20 protein-coding genes are annotated in these 18,682 nt (G+C 65.4%); 13 read left to right on the forward strand and 7 right to left on the reverse strand.

What is annotated here, in order from left to right; translation table 11 throughout:
* The first annotated feature begins 20 nt into the window (after positions 1–20).
* From hutG to PO883_RS05245, 5 genes are read left to right on the forward strand one after another with little or no spacing between them, the layout of a single operon-like run.
* Entirely contained in the window at positions 21–809 is a 789-nt protein-coding gene (gene hutG, locus PO883_RS05225; RefSeq protein WP_289308793.1) for an N-formylglutamate deformylase, read from the forward strand.
* A complete protein-coding gene (locus tag PO883_RS05230) occupies positions 806–2,179 on the forward strand; it encodes a formimidoylglutamate deiminase (protein ID WP_289308794.1) in 1,374 nt (457 codons plus the stop codon). Before hutG ends, PO883_RS05230 begins: the two co-directional genes overlap by 4 nt.
* The gene (locus PO883_RS05235) at positions 2,176–2,760 is read left to right on the forward strand and encodes a HutD family protein (protein WP_289308795.1); all 585 of its coding nucleotides are present in this window, start codon (positions 2,176–2,178) and stop codon (positions 2,758–2,760) included. Before PO883_RS05230 ends, PO883_RS05235 begins: the two co-directional genes overlap by 4 nt.
* Positions 2,761–2,763: 3 nt before the next feature.
* Positions 2,764–3,987, forward strand: coding sequence for an imidazolonepropionase (gene hutI / locus PO883_RS05240; RefSeq protein ID WP_289308796.1), 1,224 nt, complete (start codon positions 2,764–2,766; stop codon positions 3,985–3,987).
* 17 nt (positions 3,988–4,004) lie between these two features.
* Complete coding sequence (locus tag PO883_RS05245; protein ID WP_373890033.1) at positions 4,005–5,501, forward strand: glycine betaine ABC transporter substrate-binding protein; 1,497 nt, start codon at positions 4,005–4,007, stop codon at positions 5,499–5,501.
* A 239-nt stretch (positions 5,502–5,740) separates the two neighbouring features.
* Here the strand turns inward: PO883_RS05245 and PO883_RS05250 are convergent, their stop codons facing one another.
* From PO883_RS05250 to PO883_RS05260, 3 genes are all read right to left on the reverse strand, one after another.
* Positions 5,741–6,232, reverse strand: a complete 492-nt coding sequence (locus PO883_RS05250; protein ID WP_289308797.1) for a GNAT family N-acetyltransferase — start codon at positions 6,230–6,232, stop codon at positions 5,741–5,743.
* Positions 6,229–7,191, reverse strand: a complete 963-nt coding sequence (locus tag PO883_RS05255) for a DMT family transporter (protein ID WP_289308798.1) — start codon at positions 7,189–7,191, stop codon at positions 6,229–6,231. The genes PO883_RS05250 and PO883_RS05255 overlap by 4 nt, the downstream gene beginning before the upstream one ends.
* Positions 7,192–7,260: 69 nt before the next feature.
* Positions 7,261–7,707: a DUF962 domain-containing protein gene (locus tag PO883_RS05260; RefSeq protein WP_289308799.1), complete on the reverse strand. Its 447-nt coding sequence runs from the start codon at positions 7,705–7,707 to the stop codon at positions 7,261–7,263.
* 80 nt (positions 7,708–7,787) lie between these two features.
* Here PO883_RS05260 and PO883_RS05265 point away from each other — a divergent pair, with 80 nt between their 5' ends.
* The 7 genes from PO883_RS05265 (at position 7,788) to PO883_RS05295 (ending at position 13,495) form a co-directional block, all read left to right on the forward strand.
* The gene (locus PO883_RS05265) at positions 7,788–8,324 is read left to right on the forward strand and encodes a DNA-deoxyinosine glycosylase (RefSeq protein WP_289308800.1); all 537 of its coding nucleotides are present in this window, start codon (positions 7,788–7,790) and stop codon (positions 8,322–8,324) included.
* A gap of 191 nt (positions 8,325–8,515) precedes the next feature.
* Entirely contained in the window at positions 8,516–8,692 is a 177-nt protein-coding gene (locus tag PO883_RS05270; RefSeq protein WP_289308801.1) for a hypothetical protein, read from the forward strand.
* A 79-nt stretch (positions 8,693–8,771) separates the two neighbouring features.
* Positions 8,772–9,770: a RimK family alpha-L-glutamate ligase gene (locus PO883_RS05275; RefSeq protein WP_289308802.1), complete on the forward strand. Its 999-nt coding sequence runs from the start codon at positions 8,772–8,774 to the stop codon at positions 9,768–9,770.
* Entirely contained in the window at positions 9,767–10,657 is an 891-nt protein-coding gene (locus PO883_RS05280; RefSeq protein ID WP_289308803.1) for a hypothetical protein, read from the forward strand. Before PO883_RS05275 ends, PO883_RS05280 begins: the two co-directional genes overlap by 4 nt.
* Positions 10,654–11,175, forward strand: a complete 522-nt coding sequence (locus tag PO883_RS05285) for a MauE/DoxX family redox-associated membrane protein (protein ID WP_289308804.1) — start codon at positions 10,654–10,656, stop codon at positions 11,173–11,175. Before PO883_RS05280 ends, PO883_RS05285 begins: the two co-directional genes overlap by 4 nt.
* On the forward strand, positions 11,172–11,741 hold the full coding sequence (locus PO883_RS05290) for a redoxin domain-containing protein (RefSeq protein WP_289308805.1): 570 nt from the start codon (positions 11,172–11,174) through the stop codon (positions 11,739–11,741). Before PO883_RS05285 ends, PO883_RS05290 begins: the two co-directional genes overlap by 4 nt.
* A complete protein-coding gene (locus tag PO883_RS05295) occupies positions 11,738–13,495 on the forward strand; it encodes an ABC transporter transmembrane domain-containing protein (RefSeq protein ID WP_289308806.1) in 1,758 nt (585 codons plus the stop codon). Before PO883_RS05290 ends, PO883_RS05295 begins: the two co-directional genes overlap by 4 nt.
* Here the strand turns inward: PO883_RS05295 and PO883_RS05300 are convergent.
* The 4 genes from PO883_RS05300 to PO883_RS05315 all read right to left on the reverse strand — a co-directional run bounded on the left by PO883_RS05300 (position 13,492) and on the right by PO883_RS05315 (position 17,930).
* Entirely contained in the window at positions 13,492–15,102 is a 1,611-nt protein-coding gene (locus PO883_RS05300; RefSeq protein ID WP_289308807.1) for an alkaline phosphatase, read from the reverse strand. The genes PO883_RS05295 and PO883_RS05300 overlap by 4 nt on opposite strands.
* Positions 15,103–15,174: 72 nt before the next feature.
* Entirely contained in the window at positions 15,175–15,738 is a 564-nt protein-coding gene (locus tag PO883_RS05305) for a cysteine hydrolase family protein (protein ID WP_289308808.1), read from the reverse strand.
* An 89-nt stretch (positions 15,739–15,827) separates the two neighbouring features.
* Positions 15,828–17,015 (reverse strand): tetratricopeptide repeat protein, encoded by a 1,188-nt coding sequence (locus PO883_RS05310; RefSeq protein WP_289308809.1) that lies wholly within the window; start codon positions 17,013–17,015, stop codon positions 15,828–15,830.
* Positions 17,016–17,066: 51 nt separating this feature from the next.
* The gene (locus PO883_RS05315; protein ID WP_167087547.1) at positions 17,067–17,930 is read right to left on the reverse strand and encodes an HDOD domain-containing protein; all 864 of its coding nucleotides are present in this window, start codon (positions 17,928–17,930) and stop codon (positions 17,067–17,069) included.
* 165 nt (positions 17,931–18,095) lie between these two features.
* Here PO883_RS05315 and PO883_RS05320 point away from each other — a divergent pair, with 165 nt between their 5' ends.
* Positions 18,096–18,674: a DNA-3-methyladenine glycosylase gene (locus tag PO883_RS05320; protein ID WP_289308810.1), complete on the forward strand. Its 579-nt coding sequence runs from the start codon at positions 18,096–18,098 to the stop codon at positions 18,672–18,674.
* Positions 18,675–18,682 lie beyond the last annotated feature (8 nt).

An 18,682-nucleotide genomic window follows, 5' to 3' on the forward strand; every position in this document is an offset into this window, starting at 1 on the left:
AAAGGTAAAGGTGGGCGATCATGGATTTTGACTTCAAGGCGGGCAGTATTGCTTTGCTGGTGTCGATGCCGCACGTGGGCACCGACATCCCGGACGACATCGCGGCGCGCTTCTCGCCTGACGCGCTGGCCCGTCCCGACACCGACTGGCACCTGGCGCAGCTGTACGGTTTTTTGACGGAGATGGGCGCGTCGACCCTGGCGGCGCGCTGGTCGCGCTATGTGATCGACCTGAATCGCCCGCCGGAAGACAGCAACCTGTATCCGGGCATGGATACGACCGGGCTTTGTCCGGTCGACACCTTCGGCAACGCCGCCTTGTACAGGGACGGCCAGGCGCCAGATGAACATGACGTGCGCGGACGGCTGGTGCGCTACTGGCAGCCGTACCACCGCCAGCTGCGCTGCGAAATCGACCGCCTGCTGGCGCTGCACGGCAGGGTCGTGCTGTGGGATGCGCATTCGATCGCCTCGGTGGTGCCGCGCTTTTTCGAGGGGCGCCTGCCGGACCTCAATTTCGGCAGCGCCCAGGGCACGTCGTGCGCGCCGGGGCTGGAACAGGCCGTGGTAGGCGTGGCGCAGGCGCAGGACCGTTTTTCGGTCGCCGTCAACGGGCGCTTCAAGGGGGGCTACATCACGCGCCACTACGGCCAGCCCGACGCGAACGTGCATGCGATCCAGCTGGAGATGTGCCAGGACCTGTACATGGATGAACTCGCGCCGTTCGCTTACCGGGCGCAGGTCGCGGCCGAGGTCCAGCCGCTGCTGCGTCAACTTACCGAAGCGGCGCTGGACTGGGTGCGCTCATGAGCGAGCCGTGCACCCTGTTTGCGCGCCAGGCCTTGCTGGCGCACGGCTGGGAGGCCGACGTCCTGCTCGAATGGGATGCCGGCGGCACCCTGCTGACGGTTGCGCCGGGCGCGGTGCACGCCGGCGAGCCAATCGCCGACCTGGTCTTGCCGGGCATGGTCAACCTGCATTCGCACGCTTTCCAGCGCGCCCTTGGCGGCCTGACCGAAACCGCCGGCCAGGGGCCTGACAGCTTCTGGACCTGGCGCCAGCTGATGTATCGCTTCGCGCGCAATATCACGCCGCAGCATATCGAGGCCATCGCCGCGCAGCTGTTCTCGGAATGCCTGCGCCACGGTTACACCTCGGTGTGCGAATTTCATTACGTGCAGCGCGACCAGGGTGGCGCGCTGTACGCGCGGCCGGCGGAAACGGCCGAACGCGTGGTCGCCGCGGCGCACCTGGCCGGCATCGGCGTGACCATGCTGCCGGTGTTGTACAGCTACGCGGGCTTTGGCGAAAAACCGCTGGCGCCGGAGCAGCAGCGCTTCCGCACCGATGCCGCCGACGTGCTGCGCATCGTCGACGCGCTCGAACCTTTGCGTAGTAGCCAGGTCGAAGTCGGCGTGGCCCCGCATTCGCTGCGCGCGGCGTCGGCGGGCCAGATCCGCGAGGTGCTGGCGGCGCTGCCAGCGGCCCGTCCGCTGCATATCCACATCGCCGAGCAGCAGGGCGAGGTGGAACAGTGTTTGGCGTTGACCGGACAGCGCCCGGTACGCTATTTGATGGAGCAGGTGGCGCTCGATGCGCGCTGGTGCCTGGTGCATGCCACCCATCTGGACCAAGGCGAAAGCGCCGCGCTGGCAGCCAGCGGCGCGGTGGCGGGCCTGTGCCCGACCACGGAAGCGAACCTGGGCGACGGCCTGTTTCCGCTCGCGCCTTATCTGGCGGCCGGCGGGCGCATCGGCATCGGCAGCGACAGCCACGTGTCGCAGTCGCCGGTGGAGGAATTGCGCTGGCTCGAATACGGCCAGCGCCTGCTGCACCAGAAGCGCAATGTGGCGGCCTCTCCAACGCAGCGCCGCGTCGGCGACTTTTTGTGGCAAAGTGCCTTGCATGGCGGAGCCCAGGCCAGCGGGCGCCCGGTGGGCGTGCTGGCGGCCGGCAAACGGGCCGACCTGCTGGTGCTCGACAGCGAGCATCCCAACCTGGCCGGCATCGGTCCGGAGGATGTGCTGGGCAGCTTCCTCTTCTGCGGTAACGACAATCTTGTCAGGGATGTGATGGTGGGCGGCCGCTGGGTCGTGCGCAATCACGAGCACATTGCGCAAACGGCGATTGCGCAGCGCTACAAACAGACCATCGCCGAACTGCGCAAGCTACGACCATGACCATCCTGATTCCCTATGCCAGCCTGGAAGCGTCCGCGTGGAAGAACGGCGGCGGCAGCACCACCGAAATCGCCATTTCGCCGCCGCTGGCGGGGCTCGACACGTTTGACTGGCGCATCAGTCTCGCTACCATCGCCAGCAGCGGACCGTTTTCGGTCTTTGCCGGCATCGACCGCACCCTGGCGCTGGTCGACGGCCCGGGCGTGACGCTCGATATCGATGGCGACAGCCGCTTTGTGCTGGGCGACGACGATCCGGTGCTGGAGTTTGCCGGCGAAGCGCAAGTCATCGCCACCGTCGGCGAGCGGCCGACCACGGACTTCAACGTCATGACGCGGCGCGCGCGCTGTTCGCACCAGCTGGGCAAGCGCAGCCTGTCGGGCACGTCCGGCTTTGCCACCCGCGCCGATGTGACGATCTTGTTCCTGGCCGAAGGCGACAGCCTGGAAGTGAGCGGCGACGATGAGCGGATCGGCATGGTGCGCTACGACGCGGTGCTGTTCGAGGGCGAATCCATCTGGACGCTCGAAGCGGGCCAGGCGACAATTTTCATTGTCGATATTTACTTCCATGAGGACTAGCCGATGACATCCTGCGACGCGCTCTTTACCAATGTGCACCTGGCCAGCATGGAGCAGGGCTACGGCGAACTGCGCGACGGCGCGATTGCGGTAAAGGATGGACGCATCGCCTGGCTCGGGCCGCGCGCCGAGGCGCCGCCGGCGGCCAGCGTGCACGATGGCGGCGGCTGCTGGCTCACGCCCGGCCTGGTCGACTGCCACACGCATATTGTCCACGCGGGCAACCGCAGCGACGAATTCGAAGCGCGCCTGAATGGCGCCACCTATGAAGATATTGCCAAGTCAGGTGGCGGCATCATGTCGACCGTGCGCGCCACCCGCGCCGCATCGGAAGATGAGCTGCTGCGCCAGAGCCTTGCGCGCGTGGCCAGCCTGCTGGCCGAAGGCGTGACCACGCTCGAAATCAAGTCCGGCTATGGCCTGACCCTGGACGACGAGGCCAAGATGCTGCGCGTGGCGCGCCGCGTGGGGCAGGTGCTGCCGGTGAGCGTGTCCACCACCTTCCTCGGCGCGCATGCGCTGCCGCCGGAATTCGCCGGCCGCGCCGACGACTATGTCGACGAGATCTGCCAGCGCATGCTGCCGCAACTGGCGGCGCTGGGCCTGGCCGATGCGGTCGACGCTTTTTGCGAGCGCATCGGCTTTTCCAGCGCCCAGACCGAGCGCATTTTCGAGGCGGCGCGGCGCCACGGCCTGCCGGTCAAGCTGCATGCGGAGCAGCTGTCGGACCAGGGTGGGGCCGAACTGGTGGCGCGCTTCGGCGGACTGTCGGCCGACCACCTCGAACACCTCAGCCTGGCCGGCATCGATGCCATGGCGGCCTCCGGCACGGTGGCGGTGCTGCTGCCGGGTGCTTACTACTTCCTGCGCGATACCGTGCAGCCGCCGGTGGCGGCCCTGCGCGCCTCAGGCGTGCCGATGGCGGTGGCCACCGACTGCAATCCCGGCACCTCGCCGATGACGTCGATCCTGCTGGCGATGAACATGGCCTGCACCCTGTGGCGGGTGACGCCGCAGGAAGCGCTGGCCGGCGCCACCATCCACGCCGCGCGCGCGCTCGGGCGCGATGCCGACATCGGCTCGCTGGCGCTCGGCAAGCGCGCCGACTTCGCGCTGTGGGATATCGCGCGGCCGGCCGACCTGTCGTACGCGATCGGTTTCAATCCCTGCCGCTCGGTGGTCAATGCGGGCGTGCTGCGCAAACCGGTGGTAAGCTTGCCCGGTTAAATTTTCGGGAGAGTGCCGTGCGCACCTTTTTTGCCACGGCCTTGCGCTGGCTATCTGTCTTTACGCTGGTCCTTGGAGGCGCCGCCACGGCGGCCGATGGCGAGCCCCTGCGCGTCGGTTCCAAGCGCTTTACCGAGTCGTACATCCTGGGCGAGGTGCTGACCCAGGCCGCGGCCGCGCACGGCGCCAGGGCCGAACACCGCCAGGGCCTGGGCAATACGGCGATCGTGCTGGCCGCCCTGCAGGCCGGCAGCATCGACGTGTATCCCGAATACAGGGGCACCATCGATCTCGAAATCCTCAAGAACACGTCCGCCAGTTCGCTCGACCAGATGCGCGCGGCCCTGAAACCCATGGGCCTGGGCGTGGCGCTGCCGCTGGGTTTTAACAATACCTATGCGCTGGCCATGCGCGCCGACAGCAAGGGCATCGACAGCCTGTCGGACCTGGCGCGCCAGCCGGCGCTCAAGCTCGGCCTGTCGCACGAATTCATCGGCCGCGCCGATGGCTGGCCGGGCCTCAAGCAGCGCTACGGCTTGCCGCACACGCCGCGCGGCCTCGATCACGGCATCGCCTACGAGGCCCTGGCGCAGCGCCAGGTGGACGTGATCGACATCTACTCGACCGACGCCAAGATTCGCCAGTACGGCCTGCGCGTGCTCAAGGACGACCTGGGCTATTTTCCGCGCTACGACGCCATGCTGCTGTACCGGCTCGATGCGCCGCGGCGCTTTCCGGCCGCGTGGGCGGCCATCGCGCAACTGGAAGGGCGCATCACGGCCGAACAGATGATCGCCATGAACGCGCAAGTCGAACTGGAAGGGAAAAGTTTCGCCGCCGTGGCCAAAAACTGGCTGACTCCCCCCAAGGGAGCCCAGGGCGCGGCGCGCGCTGGCCTGATGGGCAAGATGTTCGACGCCAGCCTGTGGACCCTGACGCGCCAGCACGTGGTGCTGGTCCTGGCATCGGTGCTGCTGGCCTGCCTGGCCGGCATTCCGCTGGGGATCGTGGCCGCGTTCGCGCCGCGCCTGCGGCAAACGGTGCTGGCGCTGGCCGGCATGCTGCAGACGGTGCCGTCGCTGGCCTTGCTGGCCATCCTGATCCCGCTGCTCGGCATGATCGGCACCGTGCCGGCGCTGGTGGCGCTGTTCGTGTATGCGCTGCTGCCGATCGTGCGCAATACCTGCACCGGCCTGTTGGGCGTGCCGCAGGGCTTGCGCACGGCGGCGCTGGCGCTGGGGCTGGACCGGCGCGCGACGCTGGTCCATGTCGAGCTGCCGCTGGCCTTGCCGGTGATTTTGGCTGGCATCAAGACGGCGGCGGTGATGAGCGTGGGAACGGCCACGATTGCGGCCTTCATCGGCGCCGGCGGTTTCGGCGAGCGCATCACGATTGGCCTGGCGCTCAACGATAACGATATGTTGCTGGCCGGCGCGATTCCGGCGGCGCTGCTGGCTTTGCTGACACAGGGGCTGTTTGAAGCAGGGGAACGCTTGATCGCGCGCCGCCGCTAGCGTTGCGTGGCGCGCACGCAGGCGCCATCGTTTGCGCGGCGTCAAGCACGCCGTTTTCGAGAGGATAATAATTGCTTACAACAAGTTACGGCTTTAAACAGAGGTAAGCAATTGTAAAGGCTAAAGAATTACCGGCAGCCGCCCACTATAGTGAAGCCGTAGATTGACTCCAGTCTCCCCTCCCCATTCGAAAAAAATGGGTTTGCCCACGGTGATTTTAGCCCGTGGGCTTTTTCTTTTCAGGACGCTGCAAGCTTGCCGAGCGCGTCGCCGTCGACGCGGCAGATACGCCAGTCCGGCAAGAGTTGCGCACCCACGCTTTTGTAAAAATTGATGGCGTTTTCATTCCAGTCGAGCACCGACCATTCGAAGCGGCCGCACTGGCGTTCCAGCGCCAGTTGCGCCAGCGCGCCGAGCATTTGTTTGCCGTAACCTTTTCCACGGTGTACTTGCTTGACGTACAGGTCTTCCAGGTACAGGCCCTTGCGCGTGAGGAAGGTGGAGAAATTGTGGAAGAACAAGGCGAAACAGGCCACCTCGCCATGTTCCACGCCGACCAGCGCTTCGCAGGAGGGACGCGCGCCGAACAGGGCGTCATGCAGTTGCGCCTCGGTGGCCACGACCAGGTGTTCGAGTTTCTCGAACACGGCCAGTTCGACGATCATGCCGTAAATATGGGCGACATCGGACGCTTGCGCCGGGCGGATGGTGAAGGTGTTGTCGGAATTCATGGAACCTCGGGAATGGCGGCCAGGCAGGCGTCCGGCGCGGGTTGGGTGGAAGCGGGGGATGCGGCGGCGGGCGCGGGCGCACGCAGCGCCCAGGCGACGCTGGCCAGGCAGACGACCATGCCCAGCCATTCGACCGGGCCGGGCCGGTAATGTTCCAGCTGGATCGACAGCAACACCGAAATGACGGGCGTGACCACGCCGATGTACACGGCTTTTTGCGAGCCGATGCGGTTGATCAGGGTGAAGTAGGCGTTGAAGGCGATGACCGAGCCGAACAGCGACAGGTAGAGCAGTGCCATCCAGTAGCGCGGCGCGGCGGGCAGCACGAATTGCTGGCCGGTCGCAAGCGCCCAGAGGGCCACCATCGAGGTGCCCCAGAACATCGACCAGGCCATGGTCAGCATCAGGTTCGACGATTGCTCGCGCACCTTGGCCACCACCACCGTGCCGGCCGAGCTGGCAATGGTGGCGACCAGGGCCAGCGCCAGGCCGAGCAGGAAGTGGCCGCTGCCGCCGCCCGCGATGTCTTGCCAGGCGCCGGCAATCGAGTGGTAGAACAGCATCGTCACGCCGGCGATGGCAATCATGCCGGCGGCCCAGGTGCGCCAGGAAATCGGCGTGCCGAAGGCGATGCGGCTGCAGATCGGGGTCCAGAACACCATCAGGGCGAACAGTACCGCCACCAGGCCCGACACCAGGTATTGCTCGGACCCGTAAGTGCACACATACGACAGGGCAAAGGTGAAGAACCCCTGCAGCATCACCCAGCGCTGGGCGCGCCACGGCAGGCGCAGCTTGTCGCCGCGCAGCAGGCACCAGGCAAACAGGGTGGCCGCGGCCAGGCCGAAGCGGTACACCACCGATACCGCCGGCGCGACTTCGCCCAGCTGCAAGGTGATGGCAAAAAAAGTGGAGCCCCAGATCAGGGCCGCGATCGCGAAGAGGAGTGGAGATGACATGCGGAAAGTATATGGGCATTCGCAATTTCTTGCCCGTCATCGCCCAAAAACCGTCAGCGCGCGGAACGCTTACCAGGCGAGGTGCAGGCGGCGGTACAGGACGCTCAGCACGAACAGCGGACCGATCAGCAGGAAGCGCAGGTCGTCGAAGAACGAGGGTTTTTTGCCTTCGATCTTGTGGCCGATAAACTGGCCGATCCATGCCAGCACGAAGATGGCCAGCGACAGCGGCAGCACGGTGGCTGGCGGCATCAGGCTGAGCAGGCCCAGCATCACGGCCGACATCGCCAGCATGCCGGCCGCGAACGGCTTCGACAATTTGAAGTAATAGCATAGCGACAGCAGCGTGACGGCCACGGCCGCGAACGGGTGGATCCACCAGACAATCCCGAGCAGGGTGAACACGATCACGGGCACGCAGACGAAGTGGATCACTTCATTGGTATGGTTCAGGTGGCTCTCGCTATATTTGGCGAGCAGGGTATCGATGGCGCGCGGCTGGGTAGCTTGGTCCATGGGAGTCTCCGGATATTGTTGTTGTGGTTGGCTTGCCGGACGATTCTACACCTGTCCGGCGCCCTGCTAGAATCGCTGCCATGAACGATTTCCTGTCTTCCACGGTCGACCCGGACGCGGCACCGCTCAAGCGCTGTTTCGCGCCGGTGGTCGACGCGCACACCCGCATCCTGGTGCTCGGCAGCCTGCCGGGAGAGCGCTCGCTGGCGCAGCAGCAATATTATGGCAACCGCCAGAACCGGTTCTGGATGCTGATGTCGGAAGCCACCGGGGTCGACCTGGTGGCGCTGGACTACGATGCGCGCCTGCAAGCGCTGCTGGCGCAGGGGATCGGCTTGTGGGATGTGGTGGCGCAGGCCACGCGCGAAGGCAGTCTGGACAGCCAGATTCGCGGCCAGGTCGGTAACGATCTGGTGGGATTGGTGGACAGCTTGCCGCAGCTCCGGACGATTGCGTTCAATGGCGGTACGGCGGCGCGGCTGGGCATGAAAGCGCTGGGCGAACACGCGCGGCGCTACCGTATCGTGTCCTTGCCGTCGAGCAGCCCGGCGTATACGGCACCGTATGTGGAAAAATTGATAGTGTGGAAGACGTTGCGTGATGATCTATTGAAATAGACCAGTGCGACCGGGCTGGCACGTTCCGCCCGTGCAAGAGCGATACACGAGTTCCATTCACTTATGCAAATTGCATTGCACAAACAATAATTTTTATCTTGACGCTAGGTTGGCATGCGACTAGCATTTCTCTGCCACCCAAGGTGGTATACCGTTCGATTGAATTTCGCTATTTTTAGAAGGATACGAAAATGAAAAATCAAAATGGAATGAAAACGTTCGCGTTCAAGCTGGCCGAGAAAAAAGCCAAGGAAGCGAAACCCGCACCACAGTGGCAAGCGCGCGACGGCGTGTCCAGCGCCGGCTGCTCCGGTCCTGATGCGCGCGGCGACCGCCGCCCAGGTCGCGACAACGGTATCTATTGCTGACCGATTCGCTGGATAAAAAGCCTTGCTCATCGCAGGGCTTTTTTTCGTCCGCACCCCGCATCCCTCTTTTCATTGGCATATGGCAAACAAGGTTTTGATTGTCAGTAACAGCGCCGACCTGCACGTCGACCTGCTCATTCCCATCCTGCAGGCCAAGGGATGCGCGGCCTTCCGTCTCGATCTGGACGCCTTCCCGCGCGACTATCAAACGTCCCAGTGGTTTGCCGGGGGCGTGCTGCGCCAGTGGATCCGCCACCTGCCCACGGGCGTGACGCTGGACCTGGCCGAGGTGGGCGCGGTCTGGAGCCGCAAGCCGGCCGACTTCTCTTTTCTCAGCCCCGACCTCGGCATCCAGGAACGCATCTACGCCAGGGCCGAAACCGAACAATCCCTGTTCGGCATGCTCTACACCCTCGATTGTTTCTGGATGAGCCATCCGCTGGCCCTGCGTGGCGCCATGTGGAAGGGCGAGCAATTGCAGCGCGCCGCGCGCATGGGTTTCCTCATTCCCGCCTCGCTCACGAGCAATTCGCCGGCCGAGGTGAAAGCCTTCCGCGCCAGTTTTGACGGTCCCATGATTTTCAAGGCATTGTCCAGCCCCAACCTCGGTGGTGACGGCCTGGCCGAGGCCGACCGTGTGAACGCCGGCGTCGGCACCACCCTGGTCGACCAGGCCATGTTGGAACAGCTGGAATCGGTCGGCGAACTGGCCTGCCATTTTCAGCAATACATCCCCAAACAATACGAACTGCGCGTGACCATCATCGGCGAGCGCGTGTTCGCCGCCAAAATCCATTCGCAGGACGACCAGCGCACCGCCATCGATTCGCGCGACATGTCGGCCGCTATCGGCTACGAGGCGACCGTCTTGCCGGACGCGGTGCGCGAGCGCTGCCTGGCATTCGTGCGCAGCTACGACCTGCCTTACAGCGCGCTGGACCTGATCGTCACGCCCGGCCAGGATGTCGTTTTTCTCGAAAATAATCCCGTCGGCCAGTTCCTCTATATCGAGCAGTTGATACCCGAATTCGCGATGCTCGACGCACTGGCCGACCGACTCATTGAGGGGTGCGCATGATCCAGCCAGACCGTTTTGCCATGCAGGTCCAGATCAAGGGGATCGAAGCGCTGCGAAAAAGCCGCGTCCTGGTGTTCTGCGCATCCGATATCGATATGGAGATCCTGCCCGCCTTGTATGACCAGTGCCGCGGGATCGGCCGCGTGCCGCGCCTGGACGTGGTGCTGCAATGCCGTGGCGGCATCGTCAACGCGGCGCGCCGCATCGCGCTGCTGCTGCGCCAGTTCACCGACCACCTGGGCTTCATCGTGCCGTATCACTGCGAGTCATCGGGCACCATCCTGGCACTGGCTGCCAATGAAATCATCGCCGGCGACCTGGCCATGTTCTCGCCGATCGATCCCCACCTGCATGGCGGCAGCGATGAAGACAGCCCCGCCTCCTCGTTCTCGTGCCAGGACATCAAGATGTTCGGCGCCATGAGCGAGCAATGGTTCGGGGTCAGCTCCGACGAGGCGCGCCTGCAATCGCTGGGCCTTCTGTGCAACAGTGTGTTCCCGCCGACCCTGACCGCGTTCTACCGCTCCACCCAGGAAGTGATGCAGATCGGCGAAGAGCTGCTTCGCTTCCAGCTGCCCGGCAAAACCGAGGCATTCCGCCAGGACGTTGTCAAGGAACTGATGTTCGGCTACTACTCGCACAACTACGCGCTGACCGGCGAAGAGCTGGCAAGACTTGGCCTGGCCATCCGGCGCGAACCCGATGTCGAGGAGTGCGCCTGGGCCATCTCGCGCGTCGTGCAAACGATCGTCGGCGGCGGCCTGCGCGAATCGGCCGAAGCACCGTGGAACGATGCATTGCTGGCCACGCGTGACGGCGCCATGCTGCGCAAGCGCCGCAGCGGCGGCTTTTTGCCGCGCTGGAGCCAGCTCCCCGTCTCGCCATGAGCAGCGCGCCCTACCTCGCGGAGATCATCCGCTTCTTCACCGCGTTCTTGCTCGCCTGCGCAGCTCTCGGCAAATTACGCGCGCTGGCAGCCTTCGCGGATAACCTGGTCGACTCCTTCGGCCTGGCCCGGCCGGCGGCCTCGATGCTGGCGCCCGCGGTGGTCGCGGCCGAAGCGCTGCTGGCCGCCCTGATCCTGGCCGGCGGCGGCATCGGCCGCGCCGGCATGGCCGGCGCCCTGGTGCTGTTCGTGCTGGTGACGGCGCTGGTCGGCTATCGCTACGTGGTGGAAGGCAGCGTCAAATGCAGCTGCTTCGGCGAGAGCGAACGGCCGGTGTCCGGCTTCGATTTGCTGCGCAATGGCTTGATCATCGCCAGCATCGGCGTCTGCCTCGCCTTTTCCGGCGACGCCGCTTTCGGCAAGAAAGAGAGCGTGCTGGCCGCCGCGCTGGCGCTGACCGCCACGATCGGCGCGATCGGCTTCCACGATCTGGCCCGCGCCCTGACGCGGAGCGCATGATGGATAGCGACGTCCTGGCCCTGATCCTGCTGCTGCTGGCACTGAGCGTGGCACTGAACCTCAAGCTGTCGCTGCATCTGTCGAAAGTCGTCAATAGCCTGAGCGCAGCCGCCAAGGCGGCGTCGCAGCTGCCGGTGGGCGAAGCTGTTCCGGCCTTTACCGGCAAGGCGCTCGCCGGCGGCGCGCCGGCCGCGCTGGGCGGCGACGGCCAGCCAGCGGTCTTGCTGTTCCTCTCCAGCGCCTGCCCCAAATGCCGCCAGAAGCTGCCGCAGATCGAGCGCCTGGCGCCGCTGGCGCGCGACGCCGGCCTGGCGCTCTGGCTGGTCAGCATCGAACCCGCATGGCGCCTGCGCCGCTTCCTGCGGGCGACTTCGCTCGCTGGCAGCACCCTGCGCGTGGCCGGCGCCGACTACGAGATGCTCAATCCCGTGATGTCCTCGCCATCGTACCTGTTCGTCAGCGCCGCCGGCACGCTCGATGCGCGCGGGATGATCGGCGATGACGACTGGCGCAGTTTTTGCGAACAGATGGACGAGGTGCGGATCGCCAGCGAGGCCAGCGCGTGAGCCAGCCATCGCCCCATCTCGACCGCCTGCGCCTGCTGCGCCCCTTTGCCGCGCGCCTGTGCGCCGGGCTGGCATGCATGGCCGTCACGGTGCTGATCCAGCTGGCTTATCCCAAGGCGCTGTCGTACTTCATCGATAACATCAACGTGCAGAAGGACATGGCCTGGTTCAGCTCACTGGCGCTGATCATGCTGGCCGTGCTCGCGCTGCAGGCCGTGGCGGCCACCGCGCGCTATTACATTTTCGAGTCGACCGGCTACATGATCGTCACGCGCATCCGGCGCCAGTTGTACGCGGCGCTGATCGACCAGCCGATCCGCTTCTACGACAAGCACCATGTCGGGGAACTGAATAACCGCCTCACGGCCGATGTCGACATCCTGCACGACACCCTGACCATGGGCATGGCGGTATCGCTGCGCTGCCTGTGCGTGTTCATCGGCGGCGTGGCGATGCTGCTGACAATTTCGCCGGTCCTGTGCCTGATGCTGGTGTTCTTTTTGCCCGCGACCCTGTACCTCGGCAAAGTGACCGGCAAGGTGTATCGCAAGCAGGCGCGCCTGATGCAGGACGGGCAGGCCGATTGCGGCAAGGTCGCGCACGAACATTTTTCCAATATCCGCCTGGTGCACGCGTTCAGCCAGCAGCGCACCGCGCGCACCCGGTATGCCGGTGCGACCGAACACGCGCTGTCGCTGTCGGTGTCGAGCAGCGCGCTGTTCGCGCTGTTTCGCGGCGGTTCGTCTTTCCTGGTGTACCTGGCGCTGCTGGGCACCCTGTGGTTCGGCGCGCGCCTGATCGGCCAGGGCGCGCTGTCGGTGGGCGACCTGACCGCCTTCATCCTGTACGCCAGCATGGTGACCGAAGCGGCCGGCGCCATCGGCGAATTCTGGAACGCGTGGATGCGCACCATCGGCGCCACCGAATGGATTTTCGAGGTGATCAACGCCGAATGCGCGCCGCCAGCGGCGGCCGCCGGCGAGGTGCACTTGCAGGGCAACCTGGCCTTCAACGATGTGGTGTTCTCGTATCCCGAGCGGCCCGAGGCGCAAGCGCTCAAAGGCATCGATTTTGCCATCGCCGCCGGCGAGACCATTGCATTGGTCGGCGCGTCCGGCGCCGGCAAGTCGACCATCGCGAGCCTGGCCCTGGGCTTTTACCAGCCCGACAGCGGCAGCATCTCCTTCGATGGCGTCGACGCGGGCGCCATGCCGCTGGCCGGCATCCGCAGCAAGCTGGCGATCGTCGAGCAGGAGCCATCGCTTTTTTCGGGCAGTATCTTCGAGAACATCGCGTTCGCAGTCGCCGAACGGGAAGTGACGCTGGACGAGGTGAAGGCAGCGGCGGCTTTGGCCTATGCCCACGATTTCATTTGTGGCTTCCCGGACGGCTACGACACGTTGGTCGGCGAGCACGGCACGCAACTGTCGGGCGGCCAGAAACAGCGCATCGCGATTGCGCGCGCCCTGCTGCGCGATCCGCGCATCCTGATTCTCGACGAAGCGACCAGCGCCCTCGATTCGGCCAGCGAACTGCAGGTCCAGCGCGCCCTCGACACCTTGATGCAAGGGCGCACCACGATCATCATCGCGCACCGCTTTTCCACCATCGTCAAGGCCGACCGCATCCTGGTGCTCGACCAGGGCCGCCTCGCGCAAGAGGGCACGCACGCGCAGCTGGTGGCGCAGCAGGATGGCTTGTACTTCCACCTGATGCGCCAGCAGCTTGCGCGCGCGCAGCCGGTGGCGGCTTAAATCCCGGCCGCCGGCAGCGTTTTGCTGAACTGCGTTACCCCGTTCAGGTCCAGCAGTTCGACCTTCATCGCTTTCGACTGCGGGTCGATATTGACTTCGCCGAAGAACTGGTAGCCGGCAAACGGCGACGAATTCTGCACCGGCGGCGACTTGGAAAACACTTCGCTCGGGCCGAAGGTCATGTCCAGTTTGCCCGGGCCGAAGGAGCCGGCATTCATCGGGCCTGCCACGAACTCCCAGAACGGTGCGAAGTCGGTGAAATGCGCCTTGGCCGGGTCGTAGTAGTGGGCCGCGCAGTAATGCACGTCGGTGGTGATCCAGACCACGTTCGGCACCGTCTTGATGCCCTTGAGCAGACGCGCCATTTCCAGCTCGCGCCCCGAGGCCGGGCCGCTCACGCCATTGGCCACCGCTTCCCACATCGCCACGCCCTTGGCATCCTTGCCGTCGGCCACCTCCAGCCCGATCGGCATGTCCGACGAGATGACCTTCCAGGTCGCCTTGGAGGCCTTCAGTTCGGCGATCAGCCAGTCCACCTGGACCGAACCGAGGATGGCCGAACTGGCGTTTTCCTCGCTTTGCAGGTTGGTGCTGTTGGGACCACGGTAGCTGCGCATGTCGATCACGAACACGTCGAGCAGGGGGCCGTAGCCGATGCTGCGGTAGATGCGCTGGGGTTCGGCCTGTTTGTAATAGCGCATCGGCGCGTATTCCAGGAAGGCGCGGCGGCCCCGTTCGGCCAGGGTGGCGACGTTCTTTTCCTTGTAGCGGGCATCAAACGAGAGGTCCTTGGCGCCGCTGTAGTTGTTGGTCACTTCGTGGTCGTCCCATTGCCAGATCTGCGGCACCTGCGCGGCGAATTTGCGAAAGTTCAGGTCCAGCGTGTTGTAGGCATGGCGCCCGCGGAATTCCTTGAGCGTTTCGGCGACCTTGCTCACTTCCTCGGTGACCAGGCTTTTCCAGACCTGGCCATTTTCAGCCTTCGCTTCGGCCGCGATCGGGCCGTCGGCGTAGACGGTGTCGCCATTGTGGATGAAGAAATCCGGATCGCGCTTGCGCATCGATTCGTACATGCGCACGCCGCCGAAATCGGTGTTGATGCCCCAGCCCTGGCCGGCCTGGTCGCCGCTCCAGTGAAAGCGGATGGCGCGCTTGCCGTCGGCCTGCGGCATGGTGCGGAACTGGCCCGCCACCGCTTCGCTCTCGATGCGGCCGTTGGCCGGGTCGATGTACTTCACGCGCACGAACACGGTCTGGCCGGCGGGCAGGCCGGCCAAGTCGACGCGCGAGGTGAAGTCGGTGGCGTCGGTGGCGTAAGGGCCGACAATGCGGCTGGCGTTGCTGAAACGTTCGCTGGTGTCGTATTCGACGATCATTTGCGCATTGCGGTCGCTGCGGCTCCAGATCACGGCGCGCTCGCCCGTCACGTCGCCGAACCCGATTCCCGATGGCAGCTTGGGCCGTTCGGCGTCGCTGGGGATCACGGCGGGGGCGGGGGAGTCCGAGCTGCCGCAGGCCGACAGCAGCAGCGAACCATTGAGCGCCGTGCCGCCGGCGAGGATGCCGCCGCGCGTGAGAAAACCGCGGCGTGAAAGTGTTGAGGTCATGAAGGCTCCAGTGAACGATGGCTGGAAGTCTGGAGCCTGTTTATGACACGCTGATGAATCGGCGCGGAAAAGTCAGGTCGCGGCCAGTTCGCGCAGCACGCTGGCGCTGTCGCTGATGGTGGCGTATTCGCCGTCCAGGTTGGCCAGCGCCATTGCGTGCACCTCGTCGGCGCTGCGCGCCTGGCCGGCGTAGTCGGTGCAGGCGAAGGCGAAGCAGGCGTCGGCCACCACGGTGGTGTCGAATCCCAGGTTGCCGGCGCTGCGGGCGCTGCCATCGACCGAATTGTTGGTGCTCACGCCCACGATGACGATACGTTTGACGTCGCGCACCCGCAGCCAGCGTTCCAGGGTCGAATGGATAAAGGCGTCGGGCACGTTTTTTTCGACCACGTGTTCATGCGGCAGGGGCACGAGCGCTTCCTGGAATTGTACGCCCGCCTGGCCCGGCCAGAACAGGCTGCCCGGCGTGCGCGAGATGTGGCGTACGTGGACCACCGCCGCGCCGGCCGCGCGCCAGGCTGCCAGCAGGCGCGCGATGCGCTCAGCGGCATCGGGGTTGTTACGCTGGCCGGCGGCCGGATTGGCCATGGCTTTTTGCATGTCGATGATGATCAGGGCGGGCAGGTCGCTGCGCATGGGGGCTCGCTAAGAATGGACGAGCGACGATTATAGGCCGCTGCTTGCCGGGCGCGCCAGCTGCGACTTCTACGTACGCAAACGCATGCTCAGTAAGCGCGCTGGCGGTTGCCGATCTGCGAGCGCAAATAGGCCAGCTTGGCCGAATAGCGTTCGGTGGCCGCGTGGGTGGTGCTGTTGTCGAGCGCCAGCGCCAGTTCGTCGCGCGCAGCCGTGCCTTCGCCCAGGCGCCAGTGCGCGATCGCCAGCCAGAAGTGAAACTCGTGGTTGAAGGGGGCGCGCCGCACTTCCTTGTGCAGCAGCTCGCGCGCCTGGTCATAGCGCGCCTCTGCCAGCGCCTTCATCGCCTGGTGGAACCAGTGGTAGGGCGGGGTCGGCTCCAGCTTGGCCAGGCGCGCCGCCAGCGCCTGCGATTCCTGTGTCTTGCCCAGTTTGGCCAGCACCGGCACCAGGTTGTGCATGGAGATCGTGCTTTCCGGCTCCAGCGTGAGGGCGGCCTTGAACGCGCGCTCGGCCAGCGGATGGTCGCCGTGGCGCTGGTAGATCACGCCCAGCGTGTTGTACGGGGTGGAGAAGGTGGGCAGGTGCACCACCGCCGCGCGCGCCCACCAGTAAGCTTGATCGAGGTGCATGTCGGCCAGCGCCTCGGCCGCGCGGTTATTCATGTACATCGCTTCGATCATGCGCTCTTCGATCGTGTGCGCGTTGAAGCGCGCGCTGTCCGCGGGCGGCAGGAAGTCGATGGTCAGCATGCGCTCGTCGGGCGGGACGCCGCGCGGCTGGACCGTGCGGCGCTTGCCCATGGAGAGGTTGACGTGGGTGCTGGCGAAATACAGGCCGGCGTTGCGGGTCCAGGTTTCGTCGATCATCACGTCCTGGTACTGCACCTCCAGTCCCAGGTGCTTGGCGAAAGCGGACGTCATCAGCACCAGCGACAGGCAGTTGCCCATGCGCGCGTCGAACGTTTCGGCGGCGTTGCGGGTGACGCTGGCATCGTATTCGAGTTTCAGCTCGCCCTTGGTGTAGAGCGCTTCGACCAGGCCGCGCTCGGGGCCCAGCTTGCGTATCAGGGCGGTGAATTCGGGGCTGTCGATGTAGGCGCGCATGGCGGGGCTGATCACGAACAGCTGCTGCGGGCCGACCGGGGACGCCGGCGGCGCGAACGAGGCGTCGCTGAAGACCGCCGGCAGCGGCAGTGGCGGCTGCACGCGCACGCCTGCGCAGCCGCTGCCCAGCAAGGACAGTGCACAGAGGACCAAGCTGGCAAGTAGTTTCATCGTCGCCTCCTGAAGTCGTGCTTTCAGTATCGTCGCCGCGCGCAGGAAAGTCTAGTGCTCGCCGTGGAAGGAATCGTGCAGTTCGTCGAGCAGGTCGGTGATGTCGTCGTCGGACAGGCCGAGGTAGGCGCTGGCGCGCGCGCCGCCCTTGTCCCATTCGAGCGAGCCACCGTGGCCCTGGTACTGCTGGATGGCGCTTTCGGCCAGCAGCGACAGCGCCACCAGGGCGCGCACGGCGTCGTCGGTGGCTTCGTCTTCGAGCACGCTGTAATCCTGGTGGTGCAGGATGGCCCAGGCGACCTCGCTCGACAAGCCCCAGTTGCGCGCCAGCAGGCAGCCGATGGCGGCGTGGTTGGTGCTGTGGCGTTCATCTTCGAGCGCGGTGAAGGGGCGCAGCGGGTCGTTGGCGGCGTCGGCGAAGGTGGCGGCGTAGCCGGGAAAGCGCTGCATCAGCAGCGGCACGCCGGTGTCGCAGAACAGGCCGAAGGTATGGGCCACGTCGGCTTCGCCGATGCGCAGGCGGCGCGACAGGTAGACCATGGCCTGGGCGCGCCGGGTCGACAGGTCCCAGAAGCTGGCCAGCGAGGCGTGGTCGGTGCCGATGGTGCGGCGCGCCAGCAGGCCGGTCATCAGGGCGGCTACTTGATTGATCCCAAGAAACAAAATCGCTTGCTCGATCGACTTGGCCTTGCGCTTGCCGCCGTAGAAAGAGGAATTGGCCAGCTTGAGCAGCGCCCCGGACATGCCGACGTCGCTGGCGATGATGCGTCCGATGGTGGCCGGCGACGGGTCTTCCGACATCAGTTCGCGCTGCAGGTCGGCCAGCAGGCTCGGACGCGGCGGAATCCGGATCGACTTGATCAGGGCGTCGACCGGGTCGTCGGAGGAGGTGGCGAGGGCGGCTGGGTTGCTCATATGATATCGAGGATTAGTTTCCGTGCGGAATTTCTTGCAATGCATCACTATAAACCAGTCTGCCCGGCTGTGCCTGATCTTGTGGCAAGCAAAAAAGAATCTTTCTTCAGTGTTGGCGCGGCGTCACACATTGCGCGCCATTGTGGCAAGGTAGAATTGTTTCTCATGAAAATGCAGACAAAGACACCGTTGGCGGGCATCGATTTTCATGCGCCGTCGCAGGAGGTGGCGCGCCAGCTCATCGGCGTGGTGCTGCTGGTCGATGGCGTGGGCGGGCGCATCGTCGAGACCGAGGCCTACGACCGCGACGATCCGGCCTCGCACAGCTTTTCCGGTCCCAGCGAGCGCAACCTGGCCATGTTCGGCCCGCCCGGGCATGCCTATGTGTACCGCTCGTATGGGATGCATTGGTGCCTCAATTTTGTCTGCCGCGACGATGGCCATGGCGCCGGGGTGCTGATCCGCGCGCTCGAACCCCTGGCGGGAATCGGCCTGATGCGCGAGCGGCGCGGTCAGGACGATGTGCGCCTGTTGTGCTCCGGGCCCGGCAAGCTGTGCCAGGCACTGGGCGTGACGCGCGCCCACAACGCGCTGGCGCTGGACGCGCCGCCGTTCGCGCTCAGCACACCGGGTGAACCGGTGCTGGTAGTGGCCGGGCCGCGCATCGGCATTTCCAAGGCCATGGACGTGCCCTGGCGCTTCGGCCTGGCCGGTTCGCGCTTCGTCAGCAAGCCGTTCCGCTGAGCCGGGCC

This window comes from Massilia sp. DJPM01 (assembly GCF_030348125.1).
GTDB classification, from domain to species: domain Bacteria; phylum Pseudomonadota; class Gammaproteobacteria; order Burkholderiales; family Burkholderiaceae_D; genus Telluria_A; species Telluria_A frigida.